Origin of the sequence: Klebsiella sp. SWET4 (assembly GCF_024296565.1) — a bacterium.
Taxonomy (GTDB): domain Bacteria; phylum Pseudomonadota; class Gammaproteobacteria; order Enterobacterales; family Enterobacteriaceae; genus Klebsiella; species Klebsiella variicola.
Genome location: NZ_JANCOB010000002.1, coordinates 345,054 through 369,050, shown reverse-complemented (window position 1 = coordinate 369,050; position 23,997 = coordinate 345,054). Strand labels below are relative to the sequence as shown.

General features: G+C 58.7%; 26 protein-coding genes and 1 pseudogene. 17 read left to right on the top strand and 10 right to left on the bottom strand.

The features are described from left to right. The first annotated feature begins 50 nt into the window (after positions 1–50). Positions 51–296 (top strand): hypothetical protein, encoded by a 246-nt coding sequence (locus tag NKJ21_RS08630; protein ID WP_008806377.1) that lies wholly within the window; start codon positions 51–53, stop codon positions 294–296. 409 nt (positions 297–705) lie between these two features. Here NKJ21_RS08630 and NKJ21_RS08625 read toward each other — a convergent pair whose 3' ends face one another. Continuing rightward, a complete protein-coding gene (locus tag NKJ21_RS08625) occupies positions 706–903 on the bottom strand; it encodes a hypothetical protein (protein WP_153242724.1) in 198 nt (65 codons plus the stop codon). Between the two features lie 244 nt (positions 904–1,147). Between NKJ21_RS08625 and fimB the strand changes: the two genes are divergently transcribed. The 10 genes and pseudogenes from fimB to NKJ21_RS08575 all read left to right on the top strand — a co-directional run bounded on the left by fimB (position 1,148) and on the right by NKJ21_RS08575 (position 11,294). Then, a complete protein-coding gene (gene fimB, locus NKJ21_RS08620; protein WP_012967261.1) occupies positions 1,148–1,753 on the top strand; it encodes a type 1 fimbria switch DNA invertase FimB in 606 nt (201 codons plus the stop codon). Between the two features lie 463 nt (positions 1,754–2,216). After that, a complete protein-coding gene (gene fimE, locus NKJ21_RS08615) occupies positions 2,217–2,825 on the top strand; it encodes a type 1 fimbria switch DNA invertase FimE (RefSeq protein WP_012540621.1) in 609 nt (202 codons plus the stop codon). 480 nt (positions 2,826–3,305) lie between these two features. After that, the gene (gene fimA, locus NKJ21_RS08610; RefSeq protein ID WP_008806380.1) at positions 3,306–3,854 is read left to right on the top strand and encodes a type 1 fimbrial major subunit FimA; all 549 of its coding nucleotides are present in this window, start codon (positions 3,306–3,308) and stop codon (positions 3,852–3,854) included. 70 nt (positions 3,855–3,924) lie between these two features. Continuing rightward, the gene (locus NKJ21_RS08605; protein WP_012967260.1) at positions 3,925–4,461 is read left to right on the top strand and encodes a fimbrial protein; all 537 of its coding nucleotides are present in this window, start codon (positions 3,925–3,927) and stop codon (positions 4,459–4,461) included. Between the two features lie 49 nt (positions 4,462–4,510). Continuing rightward, positions 4,511–5,215: a fimbria/pilus periplasmic chaperone gene (locus tag NKJ21_RS08600; RefSeq protein ID WP_012540619.1), complete on the top strand. Its 705-nt coding sequence runs from the start codon at positions 4,511–4,513 to the stop codon at positions 5,213–5,215. Positions 5,216–5,295: 80 nt separating this feature from the next. Beyond that, positions 5,296–7,911, top strand: a complete 2,616-nt coding sequence (locus NKJ21_RS08595) for a fimbrial biogenesis usher protein (protein WP_254732840.1) — start codon at positions 5,296–5,298, stop codon at positions 7,909–7,911. 10 nt (positions 7,912–7,921) lie between these two features. Beyond that, positions 7,922–8,449, top strand: a complete 528-nt coding sequence (locus NKJ21_RS08590; protein WP_040968854.1) for a fimbrial protein — start codon at positions 7,922–7,924, stop codon at positions 8,447–8,449. A gap of 27 nt (positions 8,450–8,476) precedes the next feature. Continuing rightward, positions 8,477–8,962: a fimbrial protein gene (locus NKJ21_RS08585; protein WP_074194464.1), complete on the top strand. Its 486-nt coding sequence runs from the start codon at positions 8,477–8,479 to the stop codon at positions 8,960–8,962. 17 nt (positions 8,963–8,979) lie between these two features. Next, entirely contained in the window at positions 8,980–9,885 is a 906-nt protein-coding gene (locus NKJ21_RS08580; RefSeq protein WP_012540615.1) for a fimbrial protein, read from the top strand. After that, positions 9,882–11,294, top strand: a pseudogene (locus NKJ21_RS08575) (cyclic diguanylate phosphodiesterase). The gene NKJ21_RS08580 and the pseudogene NKJ21_RS08575 overlap by 4 nt, the downstream one beginning before the upstream one ends. 42 nt (positions 11,295–11,336) lie before the next feature. Here the strand turns inward: NKJ21_RS08575 and NKJ21_RS08570 are convergent. Beyond that, positions 11,337–11,609, bottom strand: coding sequence for a GNAT family N-acetyltransferase (locus NKJ21_RS08570; RefSeq protein ID WP_008806388.1), 273 nt, complete (start codon positions 11,607–11,609; stop codon positions 11,337–11,339). Between the two features lie 11 nt (positions 11,610–11,620). Then, positions 11,621–11,851 carry a 4Fe-4S mono-cluster protein YjdI gene (gene yjdI, locus NKJ21_RS08565; RefSeq protein WP_012540613.1) on the bottom strand — a complete coding sequence of 77 codons (231 nt, stop codon included), beginning with the start codon at positions 11,849–11,851 and terminating at the stop codon, positions 11,621–11,623. Between the two features lie 206 nt (positions 11,852–12,057). Between yjdI and NKJ21_RS08560 the strand changes: the two genes are divergently transcribed. The 4 genes from NKJ21_RS08560 to NKJ21_RS08545 are packed head-to-tail and all read left to right on the top strand — an operon-like array spanning position 12,058 to position 16,757. Beyond that, positions 12,058–12,330: a YtcA family lipoprotein gene (locus tag NKJ21_RS08560; RefSeq protein ID WP_008806389.1), complete on the top strand. Its 273-nt coding sequence runs from the start codon at positions 12,058–12,060 to the stop codon at positions 12,328–12,330. Between the two features lie 6 nt (positions 12,331–12,336). Then, positions 12,337–13,362 carry a multidrug transporter subunit MdtN gene (gene mdtN, locus NKJ21_RS08555; protein ID WP_008806390.1) on the top strand — a complete coding sequence of 342 codons (1,026 nt, stop codon included), beginning with the start codon at positions 12,337–12,339 and terminating at the stop codon, positions 13,360–13,362. A 12-nt stretch (positions 13,363–13,374) separates the two neighbouring features. Beyond that, the gene (gene mdtO / locus NKJ21_RS08550; protein WP_032736393.1) at positions 13,375–15,312 is read left to right on the top strand and encodes a multidrug efflux transporter permease subunit MdtO; all 1,938 of its coding nucleotides are present in this window, start codon (positions 13,375–13,377) and stop codon (positions 15,310–15,312) included. After that, positions 15,309–16,757 carry an MdtP family multidrug efflux transporter outer membrane subunit gene (locus NKJ21_RS08545; RefSeq protein WP_254732838.1) on the top strand — a complete coding sequence of 483 codons (1,449 nt, stop codon included), beginning with the start codon at positions 15,309–15,311 and terminating at the stop codon, positions 16,755–16,757. The genes mdtO and NKJ21_RS08545 overlap by 4 nt, the downstream gene beginning before the upstream one ends. Before the next feature lie 62 nt (positions 16,758–16,819). Here the strand turns inward: NKJ21_RS08545 and NKJ21_RS08540 are convergent, their stop codons facing one another. The 5 genes from NKJ21_RS08540 to NKJ21_RS08520 all read right to left on the bottom strand — a co-directional run bounded on the left by NKJ21_RS08540 (position 16,820) and on the right by NKJ21_RS08520 (position 21,439). Then, a complete protein-coding gene (locus NKJ21_RS08540) occupies positions 16,820–17,119 on the bottom strand; it encodes a DUF1889 family protein (RefSeq protein ID WP_008806393.1) in 300 nt (99 codons plus the stop codon). A gap of 183 nt (positions 17,120–17,302) precedes the next feature. After that, positions 17,303–18,856: a peptide MFS transporter gene (locus tag NKJ21_RS08535; protein WP_008806394.1), complete on the bottom strand. Its 1,554-nt coding sequence runs from the start codon at positions 18,854–18,856 to the stop codon at positions 17,303–17,305. 476 nt (positions 18,857–19,332) lie between these two features. Next, entirely contained in the window at positions 19,333–19,755 is a 423-nt protein-coding gene (gene arsC, locus NKJ21_RS08530) for a glutaredoxin-dependent arsenate reductase (RefSeq protein WP_072125665.1), read from the bottom strand. A gap of 9 nt (positions 19,756–19,764) precedes the next feature. Further along, on the bottom strand, positions 19,765–21,057 hold the full coding sequence (locus tag NKJ21_RS08525; RefSeq protein ID WP_008806396.1) for an arsenic transporter: 1,293 nt from the start codon (positions 21,055–21,057) through the stop codon (positions 19,765–19,767). 52 nt (positions 21,058–21,109) lie between these two features. Beyond that, complete coding sequence (locus tag NKJ21_RS08520) at positions 21,110–21,439, bottom strand: metalloregulator ArsR/SmtB family transcription factor (protein ID WP_008806397.1); 330 nt, start codon at positions 21,437–21,439, stop codon at positions 21,110–21,112. Between the two features lie 219 nt (positions 21,440–21,658). Between NKJ21_RS08520 and NKJ21_RS08515 the strand changes: the two genes are divergently transcribed. Then, positions 21,659–21,952: a YciI family protein gene (locus NKJ21_RS08515; protein ID WP_012967252.1), complete on the top strand. Its 294-nt coding sequence runs from the start codon at positions 21,659–21,661 to the stop codon at positions 21,950–21,952. 18 nt (positions 21,953–21,970) lie between these two features. Beyond that, positions 21,971–22,543, top strand: a complete 573-nt coding sequence (locus NKJ21_RS08510; RefSeq protein ID WP_254732836.1) for a DUF1349 domain-containing protein — start codon at positions 21,971–21,973, stop codon at positions 22,541–22,543. Between the two features lie 3 nt (positions 22,544–22,546). On the opposite strand, the gene NKJ21_RS08505 is transcribed toward NKJ21_RS08510, so the two are convergent. Together NKJ21_RS08505 and NKJ21_RS08500 are read right to left on the bottom strand one after the other, a co-directional pair. Further along, complete coding sequence (locus NKJ21_RS08505; protein ID WP_008806400.1) at positions 22,547–22,822, bottom strand: hypothetical protein; 276 nt, start codon at positions 22,820–22,822, stop codon at positions 22,547–22,549. A gap of 169 nt (positions 22,823–22,991) precedes the next feature. Then, positions 22,992–23,891, bottom strand: a complete 900-nt coding sequence (locus NKJ21_RS08500) for a LysR family transcriptional regulator (RefSeq protein ID WP_086631382.1) — start codon at positions 23,889–23,891, stop codon at positions 22,992–22,994. Between the last annotated feature and the right edge of the window lie 106 nt (positions 23,892–23,997).

Genomic DNA, 23,997 nt, shown 5'->3' with positions numbered 1-23,997 from the left:
AATTACCTGCTAATTATTTATTGTGTTTATAAAAACAGAAGGCCATCTCCATGAAAAGAGGCTTACTTGCCCTGGTCTGCGTCGCGCTGCTGGCGCCATCGTTTTCGGCGCAGGCGACCTGGCGTGGCGACAAACGCCAGGACGCCCGCGATATCCGACAGGATAGCCGCGAGCAAGGTCGTGATACCAAGCAGGAATGCGTCCGCAATAACAATCAAAGCAACGCCAGCTGCCGTCACGATAAACGGGAAAACCGCCGCGAAGGTCGCCAGGAAGCACGTGACGAAAAATGGTGAAACTGAGGCTTCGGCGTCTTCAGGACGTCATTCCTCCCGCCGCCGGAGCCTTTAACGCCCCCTCATACTTCAGTTGTCTGGCTGACGTTTGTGGCATGCGCCTTATTCTTAGCATAGCGCAGAATATTCCCGCGCCCCCTCAGACCGTATCCCGGTCCTCATCATATCCCCCTTTTTTCCAGCCCACTAATATCGCCGCCACTAGCGCTTACCGTGCCTGATACCACTCCACTTCGACCACATGCTTTAGATTAAACTGAATTACTGAAATACAGCGTAAAGTGCCCTCATACAGACAATGGCTATTATCCCCAGGCTTTTTGCAGTATGGTTTAATCACTGTTGTAGTTTTGCAGTGAATGCTATCCAGACGATGCAGAGTTGTATTCTGTCTGAGAAATTTCTCATGCTATTCCCGAAGGTTGTTGGCGCGGGAGGTTGGTTTGCTGGCGCAATGATGTCCAGCAGGCAGGCAATAAATCATGACGGCATTGATGGCCGCCTTGCCGCGGCCGGAAGCCCGCGCCTTCATCATCATGCGGGCATCATCAAGAGGATCAGGGATGTACAGGACGTGGAAACCACCAGGAAAGCGACGCCACTTCAACCCGCTAACCCTTTCTTTACCCTTCAGCTTGCGGCGCCTTATCGGTGGCGATGGAGATAGCCTATGATACCGCACGCTCACTCAGCGATAGCATTCAGATTTTGCCTTCACCAGGTGAAACGCTTTCGTATGAGATTAAAACGTTATCAGCACGCCGTTTCAAAATAAAAAGGCAGTCGAATTTAACAATGACCTGACGCAGGCCTGGAAAGAGAAAAATATGCCTGCAATAAAAGGGAAAACCATGACGAATAACGCCGATATAAAAAAAAGGAACTTCCTGACTCAGAATGAGATCGAGTCTTTACTTAAAGCCGCCGATACCGGTCTCTATGCCGCACGGAATTATTGCCTGACATTACTGTGCTTCATTCACGGTCTGCGAGCCAGCGAGATCTGCCGTCTACGAATATCGGATATCGACCTTGCTGCCCGCTGCGTTTACATCCATCGACTCAAAAAGGGGTTTTCAACTACCCATCCGTTGCTGGAGAAAGAGATCCACGCCCTAAAGCGATGGCTGGCCATTCGCAGCAGCTGGCCGCAGGCAGCCAGCGAATGGCTGTTTCTCTCCCGCAAAGGTAATCCCCTTTCTCGCCAGCAGTTTTATCAGATTATCGCCTCATCAGGGGATCTGGCGGGATTACCGCTGGAGATCCACCCACACATGCTGCGTCACTCCTGTGGCTTTGCGCTGGCCAATATGGGGATCGATACCCGTTTGATCCAGGATTACCTTGGGCATCGCAATATCCGCCATACCGTCTGGTATACCGCCAGCAACGCGGGACGTTTCTATGGCATCTGGGACAATACGCGCGACAAACAGCGATCGTCTTTGATCCAATAACCTTGACGCCAAGGATGGCGTTGTCTCGCAACCTGCTCGCAAATTATAACATTTATTATCATTAACCCTGCGTTAATTATGATTACTGTTCCCGCAAGTTCTTATTTATCCCTGCCAGCTCCGCGTCAATTTAACCCTGCGTTCATTCTGGATTTGACCGAATTATTTATTGCTCGAGTAAAATTTCCGCACCGTTTTTTTAATGACAACGTGCGCCAGAAAAAAATCCTTTTATTTTATGCACCTGGCGATAACATCTGGAGATGCTATTGAGACAACGATTAAAATCTTTAAAATTAAGAATTATCGCCCGGCGATATTTTTAGTATCAGTCAATGTAATGTGCTATCTATTCGTGGTTAATCAACTTCACCCTACAACGTTTTAGCATTACGCATTCTTTTCGTCATGGCGTAAGGTTTCGCCGTGACGGTCATTCATCCTTTTTTCAGGAGCTAATATTGTGAACCGACGTCGTTTTCTTACCGCCAAAGAAGTTCAGGCAATGATGCAGGCCGCTCGCCAGGGCCCAACCGGTGAACGGGATTACTGCCTCATCCTGCTTGCCTTTCGCCACGGCATGCGCATCAGCGAACTGCTGGATCTGCACTATCACGATCTGGATCTGCATGAAGGACGGGTCAATGTGCGGCGGCTTAAGAACGGTTTTTCGACTATTCATCCGCTGCGCTTTGATGAGCGCGAGGCAATCGAACGCTGGAGTCAGGTCCGCGCCGGCTGGAAAGCGGCGGCAAAAACCGACGCGCTGTTTATCTCTCGTCGCGGTACGCCGCTCTCACGCCAGCAGGCATATCGTATTATTCGATCCGCCGGTGAAAATGCGGGCACCGTTACGCACACGCACCCTCATATGCTGCGTCACGCCTGCGGCTATGAACTGGCGGAAAGAGGTACAGATACCCGTTTGATACAGGATTATCTGGGACATCGTAATATTCGTCACACGGTACGCTACACTGCCAGCAATGCGGCGCGTTTTGCCGGGATTTGGGAAAGAAATAATCTTTTAGAGGAAAAAGGCCTGTCAAAGGAAAATGATTTAAGCGATTGATTTAATACAATAAAATCAATTGCTAACAGGTCAATTGGGGCCAAACTGTTTATATCATAAAAATGTTTTGTAATGTTTTGCAACTCACCGCGCTATATTTCTGCAGAAAAAATCATAGTTTATTGATTATTATATATTTTTAATCACGCAATCACTCACTTTTCTCCCACCATACTCCCGTTGCACCGGCGATCCTTCGCCAGCGCCATCGCTATTCCTTTTGCACTCCCGCCCACCACTCCAGATTATATACCCACAAAAAGCCAAATAAACAGAATTTAAAACCACAAATAAACCATTCAAAAACCAAAAACAGATCATTTATCCCAACGAGTCAAAATGGCCCCAATTGTCTCATCAGTTGGGTAAAAACTGTGCAGAGCCGGCAGCCTGACTACTCGGCTGAAATCTGACATGCCTGGAAGGCACATCGGCTGCCAATCCGGTTCGTTATTTCGACATCGTTCAAAGGAAAACAGTATGAAAATCAAAACACTGGCAATGGTTGTTGTGTCAGCCCTGTCCCTGAGCTCCGCGGCGGCGCTGGCCGATACCACCACGGTCAACGGCGGGACAGTGCATTTTAAAGGGGAAGTCGTCAATGCGGCCTGTGCGGTAGATGCCGGCTCTATCGATCAAACCGTCCAGTTAGGTCAGGTGCGTTCCGCGAAACTTGCCACCGCAGGTAGCACCAGTTCCTCCGTCGGTTTCAACATTCAGCTGGATGACTGCGACACCACAGTGGCGACCAAAGCTTCTGTCGCATTCTCCGGTACCGCTATCGACAGCAGCAACACCACCGTTCTGGCACTGCAAAACTCTGCCGCCGGCGGCGCAACCAACGTTGGCGTGCAGATCCTCGACAGCACCGGCACGCCGCTGGCGCTGGACGGGGCCACCTTCAGTGCCGCGACCACGCTGAATGACGGCACCAACATCATCCCGTTCCAGGCGCGTTACTACGCGACCGGCGCAGCGACCGCCGGTACGGCGAACGCGGATGCCACGTTCAAAGTGCAATACGAGTAAGGCCCGATCCACGCAGGGAGGCAATCAGGGCCAGGAGGGCCCGCTCTCTATTTCCAACTGGAGTGAAACGATGCAGGGAATGAAATCAGGTCTGCTGCTGCTACTACCCCCGCTGGCCCTGGCCGGTAATCAGTGGAACGTCACGCTGCCTGGGGGCAGCATGCGTTTTCAGGGCCTGATTATGGCGAGTTCCTGTCGCGTCGAAGCGGGCGATCGGCAGATGACGGTCAATCTGGGGCAGATCAGCAGTAACCGATTTCATGATGTCGGGGAAGACAGTAACCCGATCCCTTTCGCGATTCATTTACAGGATTGCAGTACCGCAGTCAGCCAGCATGTGGGGGTGGCATTTCACGGCGTGGCTGATGGTAAAAATCCCGATGTGCTCTCGGTGGGCGAAGGCCCGGGGATCGCCAGCGGGATTGGCATTGCGCTGTTCGACAGTCAGGGCCAGCAGCTGCCGCTCAATCGTCCGCCCGACCGCTGGGTGCCGCTCTACCGCGGACCGACGACGCTCAATTTTGTCGCCAAATATCGGGCGACCGGACGCCAGGTCACCGGCGGCGCGGCCAACGCCCAGGCCTGGTTCTCATTGACCTATCAGTAATTAATCCGCAGACAAACAGGACAACACGGTGAGCAGACAAGGAGATAACGTGAGAAAAATGGCAACGACGACACGCGGCATACTGGCGGGATGTTTACTTTTCGTCGCCGGTGCGTTGAGCGCCAGCGCGCAGGCGGGCGTCGCGCTGGGCGCGACCCGGGTTATCTACCCGGCGGGACAGAAGCAGGTCCAGCTCGCGGTGACCAATAATGACGACAACAGCACCTGGCTTATACAGTCATGGGTGGAAAATGCCGATGGTCAGCGAGACGGCCGGTTTGTCATCACTCCCCCGCTGTTTGCCATGCAGGGCAAAAAAGAGAACACCCTGCGCATTATCGACGCCACCAATAACCAGCTGCCACAGGATCGGGAAAGCCTGTTCTGGATGAACGTGAAGGCGATCCCCTCGATGGATAAATCCAAGCTCAGCGACAATACCCTGCAGCTGGCGATTATCAGCCGCATCAAGCTCTACTACCGTCCGGGAAAACTGGCCCTGCCCCCGGATCAGGCGGCGGAAAAGCTGACCTTTAGCCGCAGCGGATCGTCGCTGACGCTGACGAACCCCACCCCTTATTACCTGACGGTGACCGAACTGAACGCCGGGACGCGCATTCTGGAAAACGCCCTCGTGCCGCCGATGGGCAAAACCAGCGTCAAGCTGCCCGCGGATGCCGGGAGCACCATCACCTATCGCACGATTAACGATTACGGCGCGCTGACGCCGAAAATGAATGGCGTACTGCGTTAACCCAGAGTACCCCGCCGCGCGGGCCACGCTGCGCATGACCAGAAGCACTGACAGCCGGGCAACGTCGGACCGGAGGGATTATGTCACATCGAAAATATGGACTGGACCATTGGGGTTGCCGAAGCGCCCGGCGCCTGATTACGCCGGCGCTGACGCTGTGGCTCTGCTCACAGCCGTTTGCCGCGCGGGCGGACCTCTATTTTAACCCCCGCTTCTTAGCTGACGATCCGGCGGCGGTGGCTGACCTGTCGGGATTTGAAAAAGGCCAGGAGGTGCCGCCAGGCACCTATCGCGTCGATATTTATCTCAACAATGGTTTTATGACCACCCGGGACGTCACTTTCCAGGCCGACGCGCAGGGCCATGGCTTGTCGCCCTGTCTGACGCGCGGCCAGCTGGCGAGCATGGGCGTGGATACCGGTCGGGTGCCGGGCATGGCGACGCTGGACAGCGCAGCCTGCGTGCCGCTAACGACGCTTATCAGCGAAGCCACTACGCGCTTCGACGTCGGCCAACAGCGTCTGTATCTCACCGTGCCTCAGGCATTTATGGGCACCCGCGCGCGCGGCTATATTCCGCCGGAGCTGTGGGATAACGGTATCACCGCCGGGCTGATTAACTATAACTTCACGGGCAATAACGTCCATAACACCACGGGTGGCAGCAGCCGTTACGCCTATCTGAATCTGCAGAGCGGCCTGAACGTTGGCGCCTGGCGTCTGCGCGATAACAGCACGTGGAGCTACAGTAGCGGCAGCGGCAGCGCTTCCTCCAGTGAAAACCGCTGGCAGCACGTTAACAGCTGGCTTGAGCGGGACATCACGCCTCTGCGTTCGCGGCTGACCCTCGGGGACAGCTATACCAACGGCGATGTCTTCGACGGGATCAACTTCCGCGGCGCCCAGCTGGCCTCGGACGACAATATGCTACCGGACAGCCAGAAAGGCTTCGCGCCGGTGATCCACGGGATCGCCCGCGGCACGGCGCAGGTGTCAATCAAACAAAACGGCTATGAAATCTACCAGAGCACAGTGCCGCCGGGGCCGTTTACCATCGACGATCTCTACGCCGCGGGCAATGGCGGCGATCTGCAGGTCACGATTAAAGAAGCGGATGGCTCCCGCCAGGTCTTCAGCGTGCCCTGGTCAACGGTGCCGGTGCTGCAGCGCGAAGGCCATACCCGCTTCGCCCTCACTGCCGGAGAGTACCGCAGCGGCAACAGCCAACAGGAAACGCCCGATTTTTTCCAGAGCACGGCCATGCATGGCCTGCCGGCCGGCTGGACCCTGTACGGCGGCACTCAGCTGGCGGACCGCTATCGCGCCTTTAACCTTGGGGTGGGGAAAAACATGGGCTATTTCGGCGCCCTGTCGCTGGATATCACCCAGGCCAACGCCACGCTGGCGGACGACAGCGAGCATCAGGGACAGTCGGTGCGTTTCCTCTATAACAAATCCCTGGATGAGACCGGGACTAACCTGCAGCTGGTGGGCTACCGCTACTCCACCCGCGGCTACTATAACTTTGCCGATACCACCTACCGCCGGATGAGCGGCTACAGTGTGGAAACTCAGGACGGCGTTATCCAGGTGAAACCCAAATTTACCGACTACTACAATCTGGCTTACAGCAAGCGCGGCAAGGTGCAACTGAGCGTGACCCAGCAGCTGGGGCGCACCGCCACCCTCTATCTCAGCGGCAGCCACCAGACCTACTGGGGCACCGACGATGCCGATGAGCAGCTGCAGGCCGGCCTCATCGCCGCCGTAGACGATATCAACTGGTCGCTAAGTTACAGCCTGACCAAAAACGCCTGGCAGCAAGGGCGCGATCAGATGCTGGCGGTCAACGTCAATATCCCCTTCAGCCACTGGCTGCGTTCCGATAGCCGCTCAGTCTGGCGGCACGCCAGCGCCAGCTACAGCCTGTCGCACGATCTCAATGGCCGCATGACTAACCTGGCGGGCCTGTACGGCACCCTGCTGGAAGACAACAACCTCAGCTATAGCGTGCAGACCGGCTATGCCGGCGGCGGCAACGGCGACAGCGGGAGCACAGGCTATACGGCGCTCAACTACCGCGGCGGCTACGGCAACGCCAACGTCGGCTACAGCCGCAGCGACGGCTTTAAACAGCTCTACTACGGGGTCAGCGGCGGCGTGCTGGCGCACGCCAACGGCATCACCCTGAGCCAGCCGTTGAACGATACCGTGGTGCTGGTGAAAGCCCCCGGCGCCGGCGGCGTGAAGGTGGAAAACCAGACCGGGGTACGCACCGACTGGCGCGGGTATGCCGTCCTGCCCTATGCCACCGAGTATCGCGAAAACCGGATCGCGCTGGACACCAACACCCTGGCAGACAATGTCGACCTTGATGATGCAGTGGTCAGCGTGGTGCCGACCCATGGGGCGATCGTCCGCGCCAACTTTAACGCGCAGGTGGGAATGAAGATCCTGATGACGCTGACCCATCGCGGCAAACCGGTGCCGTTTGGCGCCCTCGCCACCGGCGACAGCAACCAGAGCGGCAGCATCGTCGCGGATAACGGCCAGGTCTACCTGAGCGGGATGCCGCTGGCGGGCAAGGTGCGAGTGAAATGGGGCGATGGCCCGGACGCTCAGTGCGTGGCCGATTATCGTCTGCCGCCGGAGAGTCAGCAGCAGGCGCTCAGCCAGCTGTCGGCCGCGTGCCGCTAAGGAGATCATGATGAAAAAACTGCAGTATCTGCTGGGCGCCCTGCTCACCCTGGTGACGCCGTTTGCCTTCGCTGCCGATAGCACGATCACCATCAGCGGCTATGTGCGCGACAACGCCTGCGCAGTGGCCGGCGAGTCGAAGGATTTCACCGTCGATTTTCAGGACAACGCCGCGAAGCAGTTTTATGCCGTCGGGGCGACGACGCCGCCGGTGCCGTTCCGCATCGTGCTGTCGCCCTGTGGCACTTCCGTCACCGCGGTGAAGGTCGGTTTCACCGGCGTGGCGGACAGCGTCAACACCAGCCTGTTAAAACTCGATGCCGGCGCCTCGGCGGCGGCGGGAATGGGGGTGGAAATTCTCGATCAGCAGCAGTCCCGGCTGCCGGTCAATGCGCCGTCGTCAGCCATGTCCTGGACCACGCTGACGCCGGGCCAGACCAACATTCTCAACTTTTACGCCCGTCTGATGGCCACTCAGGTGCCCGTCACCGCCGGGCATGTCAATGCGACAGCGACATTCACGCTGGAATTTCAGTAAGCGGAGGCTGAAATGAAATGGACCCACGTGGGCTGGCTGCTGGCCGGCCTGTTAACCGCGAGCGCTTCCCTGCGGGCGGCCGACGTCACCCTCACCGTCAACGGGAAGGTGGTGGCCAGACCCTGCACGGTTTCCACCGTCAATGCCACCGTCGAGCTGGGCGATCTCTATACCTTTAGCCTGATCGGCGCGGGCTCGGCATCGGCCTGGCACAGCGTGGCGCTGGATCTCAGTAACTGCCCCGTGGGTACTTCACGGGTGAAGGCCACCTTCAGCGGGACGGCGGACAGCACCGGCTATTACAAAAACCAGGGAACGGCGGGCAATATTCAGCTCGAACTGCAGAGCGAGGACGGCACCACGCTGAACAATGGCAGCAGCCAGTCGGTACAGGTGGATGAGGCCAGCCAGTCCGCTCGCTTCCCGCTGCAGGTTAGAGCCCTGTCCGTCAACGGCGGCGCCACGCAAGGCACCATTCAGGCGGTGATTAACGTCACCTATACCTACGCCTGAGCCAGGAGAGCATTATGATGAAAAAAATTATCCCCCTGTTCACCACCCTGCTGCTGTTGGGCTGGTCGATGAACGCCTGGTCCTTTGCCTGCAAAACGGCCACCGGGGCGACGATCCCCATCGGCGGCGGGTCAGCCAACGTCTACGTAAATCTGACACCGGCGGTTAACGTCGGGCAAAACCTGGTGGTCGACCTCTCCACGCAGATTTTTTGCCATAACGACTATCCGGAAACGATCACTGACTACGTCACCCTGCAGCGCGGATCCGCCTACGGCGGCGTGCTGTCGAGTTTCTCCGGCACCGTGAAATATAACGGCACCTCTTACCCCTTCCCGACCACCACGGAAACGGCGCGGGTGGTTTACGATTCACGGACCGATAAGCCCTGGCCCACCGTCCTGTATCTGACGCCGGTCAGCACCGCCGGTGGGGTGGCGATCACCGCAGGATCGTTAATCGCGGTGCTGATCCTGCATCAGACCAACAACTATAATAGCGACTCCTTCCAGTTCATCTGGAACATTTACGCCAACAACGACGTGGTGGTCCCCACCGGCGGCTGCGATGTCTCCGCCCGCGATGTCACCGTCACCCTCCCCGACTACCCGGGATCGATGGCCGTGCCGCTCACCGTGCACTGCGCGCAAAGCCAGCAGCTGGGGTATTACCTCTCCGGCACCACCGCGGATAGCGCCAACGCGATCTTCACCAATACCGCCTCCGCCTCGCCGGCGCAGGGGATAGGCGTTCAGCTGACCCGCAACGGCAGCGCCGTGCCGGCGAACAGCACGGTCTCGCTGGGCACCGTCAGTACCTCGCCAGTTAATCTCGGTCTGACGGCAACCTATGCCCGGACCACAGGCCAGGTCACTGCCGGCAACGTGCAGTCGATCATCGGCATCACCTTTGTCTATCAATGATGACCGACTATATCCTCTCACCCTGCTCGCTGGCCGCCCGCGGGTTGAGCCAGCTGATGGTGAACGCCGCGAAGCGGCCCGTTGAGCTGCCGGTCGAGGGCGTGTCCCTGCGGGAGCTGACCGCCGTGAAGCGGATCGTGGTGTTTCTCCCTGACGATCCCCTGTGGATGCTCACCACGCTGCGCCAGGCGGCAAGGCTGCTCGACCAGGCCTTGCAGCCGTTACCGATGTTGATTCTGGGCCGCAGCCCGGCCATCTGGCTGTGGCAAACGCTGCTTTATCAGGTGAGCCATCCGGATCGTCTGCGTAACGTCCATACCGCCCCCGCCGATCTGTCCTGCACGGAGCTGGCCGATCGGCTGGAGAACGCACCGCGACTTGAGCGGCTTGCCAGTGAAGCCGCCCTGCTCCACGACAAACGAGCCGCCGGATTGAGCCATGCCGAGTTCAAAGTGATCCTCGCCCTGCTGCAAGGGCAGACGATAGGCGAGCAGGCCCGGCGTCTCCGATTGAGCCAGAAAACGCTCTACACCCAGCGGCTGGCCGGGGTGAAAAAGCTGGTGGAATATCACCCGCATCTGGCCCCCCGCTTTCCGCGTACGCTGCTACCGCGCTCATCCGCCAGCTCACTGTCGGCGTTTGAACAGGAATGGGTACAAGCGATCCACGATCGCCAGGTCTTCCCGGTTTTTCAACCTATCGTCGATAGTCGCTCACAGCTACAGGGGGTGGAGATCCTGATCCGCTGGCGCCACCGCGGCCAGGTTCTCCATCCGCAGGCTTTTTTGCCGCAGTTCCGCGCCGACTACGCCTGGCTGCTGCTCACGGCCTTTGTCCTGCAGGAGGCCGTGCAGAATATTAATGAGCATCCGGGTACTTTCTATTTTTCGGTCAATATTCCTTCCTAGCTCGCCGCCAGCGATAGCCTGCTGCGGATGGTGGAAGCCGCTCGCCAGCAGCTCCGGCAGCCAGAGGGCGTGGAAAGGCTGGTGCTGGAATATGCTGAAACCATCGATTTTCGCCGTCAGAGCCGCTCCACCGCCCAGGTGGAGGAACTGCAACGTGCTGGCGTGCGGGTGATGCTGGACGACTGCTTTTCTCAGGGGAGCGTCATCTTTCCGGCGCGTCGCCTGCACTTCAATGCCTATAAACTGGATATGAGTATCGTCAACGACGCTCAGCACGATCAGAAGGCGCTTGCGCTGATAAAAAGCCTGGCCTACTACTGCCAGTTGAGCGGCAGCCGCTGCGTGGCGGAAGGGGTGGATTCGCTGGCGAAGTTTACGCAGTTAAAATCGCTGGGTATTGACCGTTTCCAGGGCTATCTGTTTTCACCGCCGATGCGGCGCGAGCATCTCCCGGATCTGATCCGCCGCTTTTCCCATCAGCGCGATCCGGCGGATCGTTGATGGCGCGAGAAAAGCGCACCGGTTGGCACCGGTGCCGGTACGTCAGGCGCGAATATCGTCGTATTCGCGGGTGTTATCGAATTCATGTTTGGCAAACGGGCAGAGAGGGATGATCTTCCGCTGCTCCTGGCGCATTTTTTCCACCACCTTCGCCACCAGCTGTTTCCCCACGCCCTGGCCTTTCAGGCTGGGATCAACATCGGTATGTTCGATAATGCTGAGGTGGTCGCCGGTGGGAACAAAAACAATTTCCGCCACCTGGTTTCCCTGCGCGTCGTTAACATAAAACTTGTTGTGCCCTTCCAGTATTTCCATCTTCTCCTCGCTTATTTATGACGATAGTGCAGGGCGCCGCTCGGGCAGGTATCGATCACTTTTACCACCGTCGCCACATCCACTTCATCCGGGATAATCCACGGTTTACGCTTCAGGTTAAAAAGCTTCGCGCTGCCGCGCACGCAGTTCCCCGAATGCTGACAGATCGCCGTATTAAAATAGACGTCGATTTTCTCTCCGGTGTAGGCCCGGTAGCCCGCTTCCAGTAATTCCTTATCCATGACATTGCCTCGTTCTTTTTTTATGTTTCAGGCTAAGCATAGTCCTACACGTCGCGGCTGACTACGCGTAAGCGTGGGAATTGGCGCCTCACATCATGCTTTCCCATCGGGTAAGGATCCCGCAGTCGGCGATCCGTTGACTTTCATTCCCGCAACGAGGCGATTACACTCATCACACACTGGTATGATCACTCAGGGATGCTCTATTGAATCATATTGCCACCATCGCCCGCCCGGCGCGGTTACTGCTCGTCTTGCCGCTTTCCGGCTGCTCACTTTCGCCCGCGATCCCGGTATTGGGCGCCGCGTTCCCCGGCTGGTTTTTCTGCTTATTGGGCGGTGCGTTTTTACTGATCCCCTGCCATATCCTGATTACCCGTAAAGGCTGGCAGCCGCGCTTTTCTCCTCTGGTCTTCAGCTATGTCGCGCTGATGTTCCTGTTCGCCACGCTGCTGTGGTTTCTGTTTTTTGTTCACTGATCGCTTATGACAACTTCCCGCACTCCCCTGTTACGCAAAAAGTGGCCTCTGCTGGCGCTGGTCCTTGCCGCTATCCTGGCGCTGATCCTGGTTATCTGGCAGTTGCAAACCTCGCCGGAGACCAATGACGCCTATGTCTATGCCGATACCATCGATGTGGTGCCCGAGGTCAGCGGACGCATCGTGGAGATGCCCATTCGCGATAACCAGCGGGTGAAAAAAGGCGATCTGCTGTTCCGCATCGACCCCCGTCCCTATCAGGCGATGCTCGATGACGCGAAAGCGCGGCTGACGACCCTCGACGCGCAGATCATGCTGACCCAGCGCACCATCAAAGCGCAGGAGTATAACGCCCAGTCGGTGGCGGCCGCCGTCGAGCGCGCCAGAGCGCTGGTCAAGCAGACCACCTCCACGCGCACCCGCCTTGAGCCGCTGGTGCCGCAGGGGTTTGCCTCCCAGGAAGATCTCGATCAGGCGCGCACCGCTGAGAAAGCGGCGCGGGCGGAGCTGGAGGCCACGCTGCTGCAGGCCAGACAGGCCTCGGCGGCCGTGACCGGCGTGGATGCCATGGTGGCGCAACGCGCCGGGATCCTGGCGCAAATCGCCCTCGCCGAACTGCATCTGGAATTTACCGAAGTGCGTGCGCCCTTCAACGGCGTGGTGGTGGCGCTGAAAACCACCGTCGGCCAGTACGCCTCGGCGCTGAAGCCGGTCTTTACCCTGCTGGATGACGACCGCTGGTATGTGATCGCTAACTTCCGCGAGACCGATCTGAACAACGTGCGCCCCGGCGTGGCGGCGCGGATCACCGTGATGACCAACCACAACCGGACCTTTAACGGGGTGGTCGATTCGGTCGGCTCCGGGGTCCTGCCCGAAGGCGGGAGCGTCATCGAAGGGCTGCCGCTGATCCAAAAAAGCATTAACTGGGTTCACGTCTCGCAGCGCTTCCCGGTGAAAATCGCCGTCAGCGATCCCGATCCGGCGCTGTTCCGCATGGGCGCCTCGGCCAGCGCCGTGCTGCAGCCGTAGCCGGGGGACGCGATGTTTCCTCTCGCCCATTTTTTACGCCAGGAGCTGCGCGACGCGCCGGGACGCGCCAGCTACACACTGCGCCTGACGCTGAGCTGCGCGGTGCTCATCACCCTGTTTATGACCCTGCAGATCCCCTTCCTGGCCGTTGCGCTGATCGTCGTGTTCTACGTCAGTCAGCCTAACGTGTTGATGATCAAGCTGGTCAGCGTGGTCTTTTTTGTCACCGTCACCGTGGCGCTCGGCGGCGTGCTGCTGATCATCAAGTGGACCTATGACTACCCGCTGATCCGCCTGGCGGCCTCCGTGGCGCTCTTTTTCTGCGCCATCTACCTGATGCGGGTGCTGGGTAAGCTGGGACTGGCTTTTTTCGTGGTGGCGCTGGCGGTGATTTACGCTCAGACCTTCCCGTCAATGACCAGTCAGAGCGAGATCCTGGTGCGGCTGCTGCTCTGGCTGTGGGTGGCGATTAACACCGCGATCCTCGTCACTTTGCTGGTCAACGCCTGTTTTCAGCAGGCCTTTCCCGGCAACCAGTTTAAGGCGCGCCTGGCGGGGATGCTGCACGAGGTCGCCCGGCGGCTGACGGCTCCTGGCGATGAAGCGCCACCGACCTTCGGCGAGACCGCCGCGCAGTTCAACCAGCTGCAGTCGCTGTTCGCCCAGGCCAGCCGGGCCACGCCGGAGATAGCCGCCGAACCGCAGGCCTGGCGCTCGCGGCTGGCCGCCACCCTGCGCTGCTATCAGCTGGCGGCGCTGCTGCAAGCAGACGAGGCAGATAGCGAAGATCGCCAGCAGCTGTCGCAGGCGGTACTGAAGCTGAAGAGTGCCCTCAGCGAGGAACAGTTTGACGGCGCCATTCCTCCCCTGGCGCTCAGCGGTCGTGGCATTAATCACGCGGTTCTGCAGGAGATGGCTACCCTCCTGCAGCAGCTGGCGCAGGGTGAGCCCGTCGCCCTGCCGCAGGGTGAGGTGGAGAAGGCGCCCCTGCTGGCGCCGGACGCCTGGCGCAACCCGGCTTATCTCCATTTTGCGCTCAAGACCCTGCTGGCGACGCTAATCTGCTATGTCTTCTATACCGCTGCCGACTGGCAAGGGCTGCACACCATTATGCTGAGCTGCGTCATTGTCGCCCAGCCCGGGCTGGGCGCCACGATGCAAAAGACATGGCTGCGTATCGGCGGGGCGCTGCTCGCCACCCTGCTGGCGCTGCTGTTAATCGTCTTTGTTCAGCCCTGGACCGATTCGCTGTCGGGCCTGCTGGCGATGTCCCTGCCGGTGCTGGCGCTGGCGGCGTGGATTGCCGCCGGCTCGGAGCGTATCGCCTACGCCGGGATCCAGATTGGTTTCACCTTTGCGCTGGCCTTCCTCAGCTGGTTTGGCCCGCTGACGAACCTCACCGAGCTGCGGGATCGGGTGCTCGGCATCCTGCTCGGGGTGCTGGTCTCCTCCATTGTCCATTTGTATCTCTGGCCGGACAGCGAAGCGCCGCAGCTGAAATCCTGTCTTGCGGCGCTTTATCGCCGGCTGGCGGACTGTCTCGCCGCCCCGAAGGAGGCGGTGCCGCTGGCTCCCCTGTTTGTCGCCTTCACCGACAGCGAAGCGCTGCTCCATCGGGTTCGCGCTGAACCGCTGGGCACCTGGGCCCATCCCTGGCCCCAGGCGAAAGGCTGGCCGATGCGCGCCACCCTCGCCCAGGCCGAGGAGATCGCCCGCCTCAGCGAAGGCTACCGGCTCAACGCCGCGCCGGGAGACCCGACGCTGGCCCGCTGCGCCGAACAGCTGCGGCGCTACGCCGAACGTATCGAACAGGAGGCGGCAGCGCCTGACGGGACGCTGGCCGCCGATCTCCGCAACCCCTTTGGCCCGGCGCTGGCTACCGCGCTGGCCGCCCTGCCCGACTGGGGCCCGACACCGATAGCGACTGAGCAACAGGCTAAAACGTCATGATGATGCTTCCTTTCCCCGCGCGCCTGCGCGGCACTCTCTTTACCCTGACGCTGACGCTGCTCAGCGGCTGCGCGCTGATCCAGGATGAGCCTTCCCAGGTCGCCATCGTCAATCCGCAGCAGGCCCAGCTGGCGCAGGTGATCCACCTGGCGAACAGCGACTGGCCGGCAGCCCGCTGGTGGGAGGCCTATGATGATCCTCAGCTCAACATGTTGATCAACCGGGCGCTGCAGAACTCGCCGACCATGCAGGCCGCCCGACTGCGTATCTCCCAGTCGCAGTCCACGGTGGAGCTCGCCCGCTCGGCGATGGGCCTGCAGGCCACCGCCGTCGCGGCGCAAAACCGCCTGCGGATCACCGACAAATCCTTTAGCTGGCCCTACTCGTACTCCCTGCCGGTGGATAAGAACGGTCCCTGGTATACGCTGAATACCGTTGGCGTCGGGGCGCAGCTGAATATCGATCTCTGGGGAGCCGATCGCGCCCGGGTCGCCGCCGCCATTGGCGAGAAAAATGCCCGGCTGGCGGAAACCGCCGGCATTGAGCTCGACATCGCCAGCAGCGTGGCGCAGCTCTATTTCGCCATGCAGGCGACGTTCCAGAAAATCGCGCTGCTGCAGGAGCTGGAGGGCATTGCCCAGTTCTCGGTGGCAGCCCACGAACACCGGACCCAACGCGGCGTGGAAGACAGTGTGGATGTGGCCAATGCCCGGGCTGAGCAGCTCGCCGCCCGCCAGCAGATCATTAGCGCCGAGGGGATGCTGACCCAGTATCGTGAAACCCTGCGGGCGCTGATCGGCGCCGATGCGCAGAGCATGCCGGCCATCCATCCGGTGGCGCTGCCGGCGCTCCAGGAGACGCTGCCGCCATCGCTCTCTTTCGAGCTGCTGGCCCGCCGCCCGGACCTGCAGGCGCTGCGCGGCTACGTGACTGCCTCCCTGAGCCAGGTCGATGCGGCGAAAGCGGCCTTCTATCCTCATTTTGATATCAAAGCGTTCTGGGGATATAACGCCCTGAGCGTCGGGGATCTGTTTAAGTCCTCTTTCCAGCAGATCAACCTGCTGCCCGGGCTGTATCTGCCAATCTTCGACGGCGGTCGTCTGAACGCTAATCTGCAGTCGGTGCGCACCGCCAGCAACATCCTGATCAAACAGTACAACCAGGCGGTGCTGGACGCGGTGCGCGATGTCGCCATCAGCTCCAGCCAGCTTAACGATCTGAACCAACAGCGCGCGCTGCAGCAGCTAAAGGTCACCGCGGCGCAGACCACTACCGACAGCGCTCGCGCCCATTATCAGCGCGGCCTGCTCAGCCGCTACGCCGCCGAAGAAGCTCGCCGGGCGGTCCTCGCCCAGCAGCTGTTGCTGCTGGACATTGAGTCCCAGCGGCTAAGCACCGACATTACCCTGATCAAAGCCCTGGGCGGCGGCTATCGCGGGCAGTAACAAAAATGCCTTCCCGGATGGGGAAGGCATTTAACAGAAGAGGCGGGGTGGCTGCGCGGCGATTACACCAGGGCGCGCAGCTCCTCCTGCATATAGGTGGAAAAGAATTCCGGATGCTTGATGACCATCCGCTCGCCGGCGGCGATCCGTTCAGCCCAATCCGCCACTTTGTCGGTAAACCCGGCGCTCCAGCCCTGCTGCTGCCCGCGTTCAGCGACGTCGGCCGGGGTGGCGGGCACGCCCAGCTCTTTCAAATATTTGAGAATTCCCTTCGCGGTACTTTCATCCATAGACTGTGGTACTGGCTCAGACGTATTCATACCACCGATGAAATCCAATGCTTTATCAATGACTGCTGGCATAGGTGTGTCCTTATATTAACCACATAGTAAACCTGACTACACTATGGACCGGAAAGTGACGTGATTTCAAAGAACACGCTCACGTTATGGGACATCGCGCATTGTGAAAAAGGGATTTTGTTCTGCTGAGGCGGGTTTCGTACAAAAATAAGCCGGCCCCGTAGGGCCGGCCTGAGGATCGCGTCAGGCGTTGCTGACGGATGTTTGCCCGGCGCTGGACCGACTGTTCTCCAGCATCCGGCGGACCGGGACAATCAGCACGGCCAGCACGGCGGCGCAGATCAGCAATGCGATGGAGCAGCGGGCGAAGAGGTCCGGCAGCAGCGACAGCTGATCGGCCTTCACGTGACCGCCAATCAGGCCCGCCGCCAGGTTACCCAGCGCGCTGGCGCAGAACCACAGGCCCATCATCTGGCCGCGCATTCTCTCCGGCGCCAGCAAAGTCATGGTCGCCAGACCAATCGGACTCAGGCACAGCTCACCGAGGGTCAGCATCAGGATGCTGCCCACCAGCCACAGCGGCGACACACCGGCCCCGCCGTTGCTCAGGACGTTCTGCGCCGCCAGCATCATCAGGCCAAAGCCCGCCGCTGCGCACAGGATGCCAATCACGAATTTGGTCATACTGCCCGGACGCACGTTTTTACGCGCCAGCGCAGGCCACGCCCAGCTGAATACCGGCGCGAGCAGAATGATAAACAAGGCGTTAATCGACTGGAACCAGACCGCGGGGATCTCAAAGTCGCCGATCATCCGGTTGGTGTAGTCGTTAGCAAACAGGTTAAAGGAGGTCGGTTTCTGTTCAAACGCGGACCAGAAAAAGGCCGCCGAGACCAGCAAAATAAAGCACACCAGCAGGCGCGCCCGCTCTTTACGGTTCAGCCCAGCGAAGACGAACAGCCAGATGAAATAGAGCGCCACGGAGGCGGCAATCACATAGACCAGCACGCTGGCCACCGCCACCGGGTTAATCACGATCGTGCCCAGGCTAATGAGCGTGACCAGCACCGCCACTCCCAGGGCCAGCGCCAGCAGCCACGCTCCGACGCCATTCTTTTTCGCCACCGGGCTGTTCCAGGTGGAATCGAGGCCGACCTCCGCGTCATAGCGCTTCATTGACGGCACGGCAAAGACGCGGAAAATGACCAGCGCCACCAGCATCCCGATCCCCCCGATACCGAAGCCCCAGTGCCAGCCATGCGATTTAATCAGCCAACCGGAGATCAAGGGCGCGATAAACGAGCCGATGTTGATCCCCATGTAGAACAGCGAAAAACCGCCGTCGCGGCGCGCGTCGCCTTTTTTATACAGGGTGCCGACCATCACTGAGATACAGGTTTTAAACAACCCGGAACCCAGGACGATAAACATCAGACCGATAAAGAACAGGTCGTTGCCCAGCCATGCCGACAGGGCGATCGACAGGTGCCCCAGGGCGATCAGGATAGAACCGTACCAGACGGCCCGCTGCTGGCCAAGCCAGTTATCCGCCAGCCAGCCGCCCGGCAGAGCCGCCAGATACATACTGCCGGCAAAAATCCCGACGATCGCCGAGGCGTTCTCCCGCGCCAGTCCCATCCCGCCGTCGTACACCGTTGCCGCCATAAACAGGATCAGTAAGGGACGGATCCCGTAAAACGAGAAGCGCTCCCACATTTCAGTGAAGAACAGGGAGCCCAGCGGATAAGGATGGCCGAAAAAGGTACGGCTTTCATTTTTATTAACAGAGGAATGCATAAATTCTCCAGGTAAGGTGCGCCGCAGCGCAAGTTAACCGTATAAAGCAGGCTGACGATTTATAATTTGTTTGCATTAACATCAAACGCGAGCATTTTTAACCATTTGATAACCACACAATGGTTTTGTCCAGCCCCTTACCTTCCCTTTTTAGATGAAAAGTCGACAAACATCTAGTTTTGCAGATTTAACGTTCATAAAAAGATAAACAGCATTGACTTTATATTAGTGCAGAAAATCCGATTATTTTTATTAAAAAACAGAAAGTTAACACTAAGACGAGGATCTATAGCGGCTCAGTTCGGCTGCCAGGATAACGACAGAAAAAGTAAGGAAAACAGGTGGAATGATGTAGAAACCACGCTAAGTGGCAATATTTCTCTATCAGGGACTATCCTGGCCCACGGTGTTTGTCGCGGAGGATGACGGGAGGGGAAGTGAGGCAGCCGGGAGTCAAAGCCGGCGCCTTTCGCGAGTTATTTCACACGCTGCCCTGCAGCATCAATGACTGGCTCACCGTCTTCCTTCACGAACGCGCCTTTTTGCGACGCCGTCAGGATCTCCAGCACCACCTCTGACGGGCGGCAGAGTCGGGTGCCCCGCGGCGTTGTCACGATCGGACGGTTAATCAGGATCGGATGCTGAAGCATAAAGTCGATTAACTGATCGTCAGTAAACCGGTCTTCCGCCAGCCCCAGCGCGTCGTAGGGTTCAACGTTTTTCCGTAGCAGGGAACGTACCGGGATCGCCATCGCGGCGATCAGCTGGCGCAGCTCATCGCGCGATGGCGGCGTCTCCAGATAATAGATAATGGTGGGCTCAGCGCCGCTGTTGCGGATCAGCGCCAGGGTATTACGCGAAGTGCCGCAGTCAGGGTTATGGTAAATGGTGATGCTCATAGTACGTTCTCATGGCTGGTTGAAGGAGAGACGCAGCGCCAGCGCGGCCAGCGTCACAAGCAGCACCGGCAGGGTCATGGTAATGCCACAGCGGAAATAATACCCCCAACCGATGGTGATGTGCTTCTGCGCCAGCACATGCAGCCAGAGCAGCGTGGCCAGGCTACCAATTGGCGTGATCTTGGGCCCCAGATCGCAGCCGATGACGTTGGCATAAATCATGGCCTCTTTGATCGTCCCTGTTGCCGCGCTGCCATCAATCGACAGGGCGCCGACCAGTACGCTGGGCATATTATTCATTATTGAAGAGAGGAAGGCCGACAGGATACCGGTGCCCAGCGTCGCGGCCCAAAGCCCGCGCTCCGCCAGCATGTTCAGCACCGTGGTCAGATAATCCGTTAACCCGGCGTTTCGCAGGCCATACACCACCAGATACATTCCCAGCGAGAAGATCACGATCTGCCACGGGGCGCCGCGCAGCACCTTGCCGGTGTTAATCACCCGCCCGCGCTTCGCGACAGCAAACAGGATCCCCGCTCCCGGCGCCGCGATGGCGCTGACCGGGATCCCCAGCGGGTCAAGAACGAAAAAGCCGACCAGCAACAGCAGCAGCACGCCCCAGCCGGTGCGGAACGTCGCCGGATCTTTTATCGCCGTGACCGGCGCTTTCAGTAACGCCATATCCCAGGCCGGCGGGATATCCCGGCGAAAGAACAGGTGCAGCATCGCCAGGGTGGTGAGGATCGCCGCGAGATCGACCGGCACCATCACCGAAGCGTACTCCCTGAAGCCGATGGCAAAGAAATCTGCCGAAACGATATTCACCAGATTCGACACCACCAGCGGCAGGCTGGCGGTATCGGCAATAAATCCGGCGGCCATGACAAAGGCCAGCATCGTTCCCTTGCTGAATCCCAGCGCTCGCAGCATGGCAATCACGATGGGGGTGAGGATCAGCGCCGCGCCGTCGTTGGCAAACAGCGCCGCCACCGCGGCGCCGAGCAGGATAATCCAGGTAAATAGCAGACGACCCCGCCCTCTTCCCCAGCGGGAAACGTGCAGCGCGGCCCATTCAAAAAAGCCAGACTCATCAAGCAGCAGGCTGATAATGATAACGGCGATAAAGGTGGCGGTCGCATTCCAGACGATATGCCACACCACCGGGATATCGGCTAGTTGTACTCCACCGGTGGCCAGCGCCAGCGCCGCGCCAAAGGCCGCGCTCCAGCCGATCCCTAAACCCCGCGGCTGCCAGATCACCAGCACCAGGGTCAGGACAAAAATCGCGCCTGCCAGCAACATGATTACCCCCGTCAATCACATTCGAAAAAACAGATATGTTTAGATAAAATTTTTACTGACAACCCGCCCCGTCAGCCAGTCTGCAAACCATCATCCGCACATCGTCCTGCTGACTGAGCCAGGCCTGCTCAATCACCTGCGCCGCCCAGGCCGGCATCTGCGGAGAGAGGCGGTAATGGACCCATTTACCCTGTTTACGATCCAGCAGCAGCCCGCTTTCCCGCAGCATCGCCAGATGGCGGGAGATCTTGGGCTGGGACTGGGCGAGCGCCGTACAGAGATCGCAAACACACAGCTCTCCACGCGCCTTGAGCAGCAATACGATCCCCAGCCGGGTTTCATCGGCGAGGTTTTTGAACAGTTGCAGGGGCAATAAAGACATGATTTCTCCTCAAGCGTGACGGACAGCATACGGAACCACCAATAAAGATCAATATACATTCGTAAAAACATATGTGTTATTTCACGCCTGCGATAAGCCCCCGTTGAGTGGCTACACGCCCTCCCTTGCGCAATAGCACGGAAAAATGCCGCGCTTTCTTTTATCCCTCATCGAAATGTGTCAGGCTGGCTATCCCATCGGATTGACAGGGTTTTCAGGATGAGTACGATTTATGTGGTTGTTTTAACGTATATAAAACCGCTCGAAGAGGTGGACGACGCCATTCCCGCCCACGTCGAATGGCTCAAAAAAGGCTATGCTGACGGCCTCTTTCTCGCCTCCGGCCGCCGCCTTCCCCGCACCGGCGGGGTGATTCTGGCGAAATGCGCCAGCCAGGAAATGCTGGAATCGCGTCTGAGTCAGGATCCCTTCCAGCAGTTGGGTCTCGCCCGTACCGAGATTATTCCCTTTGAGGCCAGCATGGCGTCACCCGTACTGCAGTCGCTGTTATAAGCGTATCCCGGAGGAAAAATGCAGCCGTCCTTTCACTGGATCAATGAACCTGCCGAGTGGCGCCGCGATACTGACGGCCTGACGGTGGTCACCGATAAGCATACCGACTTCTGGCGCCATACCTGGTATGGCTTCGAGCGTTTCTCTGGGCATCTTTATGCTACTGAGGTGGAAGGTGATTTTACCCTGCAGGCAAAAATATGTGCCGATTTCACCACGCTTTACGACCAGGCTGGACTAATGATGATGGCGGACGAGCAGACCTGGCTGAAGGCGGGGATTGAATTCAATGACGATGCCCCGGCCATCGGCAGCGTACTGACGCTAACCCACTCCGACTGGGCCACCGGGCTTTTTCCCGGCGACCCGCGCACCTTCTGGCTGCGGCTGACCCGCAAGGGCGATGCGTTAAGGCTGCAGTATTCGACCGACGGCGAGCGCTGGCCGCTGCTGCGGCTCGGCTACTTTCCGCCAGGCCCGGTGAAAGCGGGCGTCATGTGCTGCTCACCGGAGTGCGGGGGACTGGCGGTTGAGTTTCAGGATATTCAGCTTTCCCCGCCATCAGACAAAGCGCTGCACGATCTGAGCTGAATGCTAGCGGGAAGACCCGACTTTCTCTGCATCCTGAGGGCCAGGATTGCAGGGTTCGCGGGTGCCGGGCAGGTAAAAATGGCCGTGCTTATCAGGATCGGTGCCGCCCGGGCACCCTGCCCGACCCGAGGAATTATCGCTATCGCCGCCGTTCGAACCGTTGCCGCCGTCGGCGCCAGCTATTACCGACTGCCCGTTATGGCCACCGTGAACGCCCTGCGCTGCACTGGCCGAAAACGCCACCAGCGCGAACATACAGACCATGAAGCGTCTGCCCATTGCTGCCTCTCCCTTATTGATATTCCCCGTCCATCGCGTTGACGATGGGATGAGCCGTTGCACGGCAAAATGCACCGCGATAAAAACGCGTTATCCGCAGGGAGTATAGGATTAAGGCTGAGAGAAAGACAGGGCCGGTGCCTTCAGACATTTCGCACGCAAATAACCTCTATTCCGCGGTATGCGCTATCAGAAAATCAATCATGGCTTTCACCCTTTTCGTTCTGCCCGCGTTTTTCGGGTAATAGAGATAAACCGGCGGATAGGTTTTCCAGTAGTCCTCCATCACCGGTAGAAACTGTTCACGATCGGGCTGTAGCCGCCAGATGGGTTCAAACAAGCGGCCAATCCCCAGTCCATGGCGGATACCGTCGGCCATGACGTCAATATCATTGCTGATTAACTGCCCCGGCATCTCGACGGTGAGCTGCTCGCCGTGGTCATTGAGGATCAGCGGCAGGATGCGGTTGTTGGTAATAAAGCGATAGCCAATCAACCGGTGATGGTTAAGATCGGCGGGCACCGCAGGCACGCCATATTCGGCCAGATAGGCTGAGGAGGCATATAACCCTTCCCGAAACGGCTTCATTAACGGGCGGGCGACCACTCCGCCTTCGAGAATATCGCCAAAGCGGATCCCCAGGTCGAATCGTTCTTCAATAATATTGACGGTACCGTCATAGACCGATATTTCCAGCTGGATCCCCGGATATTGCTGACAAAATGCCGCCATCGCCGGTTTCAAAATAAGCAGGTAGGCAAAGCGCGAGAGGGTTATTCTCACTGCTCCGGAGGGTTCCTGATTCTGGTCGCGGAGGCTCTCCAGCGATGTTTCCAGAACCTCCACCGCCGCCGCAGTCTGCTCCAGCAGCTGTTGCCCGGTTTCCGTCAGCTCGATTCGCCGGGTCGTACGCACAAAAAGCGGATGACCAATGTGCTCTTCCAGCAGCTTGAGCGCATTGCTGACCGACGGCGGTGTGATTTCTAATTTCCTTGCGGCGGCCGAGATAGTGCCTTCGCGCGCAATGCTCTGAAAAATGCGTATCTGATTATAAAGCGCGTTATTCATAGCATCTCCTTAAGCCAACCTCGCCTGATTATTAAGTACAGGCTAAATATTCTTAAGTCAATGACCGCCTAATCTTCGCCACCAGGGGCTCGTATACTTTTGTCTC

Bases quoted from the DNA above. Each gene is read 5' to 3' on its own strand.
- NKJ21_RS08535 (WP_008806394.1), bottom strand. From the start codon at position 18,856: ATGCATTCCTCTGTTAATAAAAATGAAAGCCGTACCTTTTTCGGCCAT.
- fimA (WP_008806380.1), top strand. From the start codon at position 3,306: ATGAAAATCAAAACACTGGCAATGGTTGTTGTGTCAGCCCTGTCCCTG.
- arsC (WP_072125665.1), bottom strand. From the start codon at position 19,755: ATGAGCATCACCATTTACCATAACCCTGACTGCGGCACTTCGCGTAAT.
- NKJ21_RS08545 (WP_254732838.1), top strand. From the start codon at position 15,309: ATGATGATGCTTCCTTTCCCCGCGCGCCTGCGCGGCACTCTCTTTACC.
- NKJ21_RS08510 (WP_254732836.1), top strand. From the start codon at position 21,971: ATGCAGCCGTCCTTTCACTGGATCAATGAACCTGCCGAGTGGCGCCGC.
- mdtO (WP_032736393.1), top strand. From the start codon at position 13,375: ATGTTTCCTCTCGCCCATTTTTTACGCCAGGAGCTGCGCGACGCGCCG.
- NKJ21_RS08570 (WP_008806388.1), bottom strand. From the start codon at position 11,609: ATGGAAATACTGGAAGGGCACAACAAGTTTTATGTTAACGACGCGCAG.
- NKJ21_RS08520 (WP_008806397.1), bottom strand. From the start codon at position 21,439: ATGTCTTTATTGCCCCTGCAACTGTTCAAAAACCTCGCCGATGAAACC.
- NKJ21_RS08505 (WP_008806400.1), bottom strand. From the start codon at position 22,822: ATGGGCAGACGCTTCATGGTCTGTATGTTCGCGCTGGTGGCGTTTTCG.
- NKJ21_RS08525 (WP_008806396.1), bottom strand. From the start codon at position 21,057: ATGTTGCTGGCAGGCGCGATTTTTGTCCTGACCCTGGTGCTGGTGATC.
- fimB (WP_012967261.1), top strand. From the start codon at position 1,148: ATGACGAATAACGCCGATATAAAAAAAAGGAACTTCCTGACTCAGAAT.
- mdtN (WP_008806390.1), top strand. From the start codon at position 12,337: ATGACAACTTCCCGCACTCCCCTGTTACGCAAAAAGTGGCCTCTGCTG.
- NKJ21_RS08605 (WP_012967260.1), top strand. From the start codon at position 3,925: ATGCAGGGAATGAAATCAGGTCTGCTGCTGCTACTACCCCCGCTGGCC.
- NKJ21_RS08630 (WP_008806377.1), top strand. From the start codon at position 51: ATGAAAAGAGGCTTACTTGCCCTGGTCTGCGTCGCGCTGCTGGCGCCA.
- NKJ21_RS08595 (WP_254732840.1), top strand. From the start codon at position 5,296: ATGTCACATCGAAAATATGGACTGGACCATTGGGGTTGCCGAAGCGCC.
- NKJ21_RS08590 (WP_040968854.1), top strand. From the start codon at position 7,922: ATGAAAAAACTGCAGTATCTGCTGGGCGCCCTGCTCACCCTGGTGACG.
- NKJ21_RS08515 (WP_012967252.1), top strand. From the start codon at position 21,659: ATGAGTACGATTTATGTGGTTGTTTTAACGTATATAAAACCGCTCGAA.
- NKJ21_RS08580 (WP_012540615.1), top strand. From the start codon at position 8,980: ATGAAAAAAATTATCCCCCTGTTCACCACCCTGCTGCTGTTGGGCTGG.
- NKJ21_RS08500 (WP_086631382.1), bottom strand. From the start codon at position 23,891: ATGAATAACGCGCTTTATAATCAGATACGCATTTTTCAGAGCATTGCG.
- yjdI (WP_012540613.1), bottom strand. From the start codon at position 11,851: ATGGATAAGGAATTACTGGAAGCGGGCTACCGGGCCTACACCGGAGAG.
- NKJ21_RS08540 (WP_008806393.1), bottom strand. From the start codon at position 17,119: ATGCCAGCAGTCATTGATAAAGCATTGGATTTCATCGGTGGTATGAAT.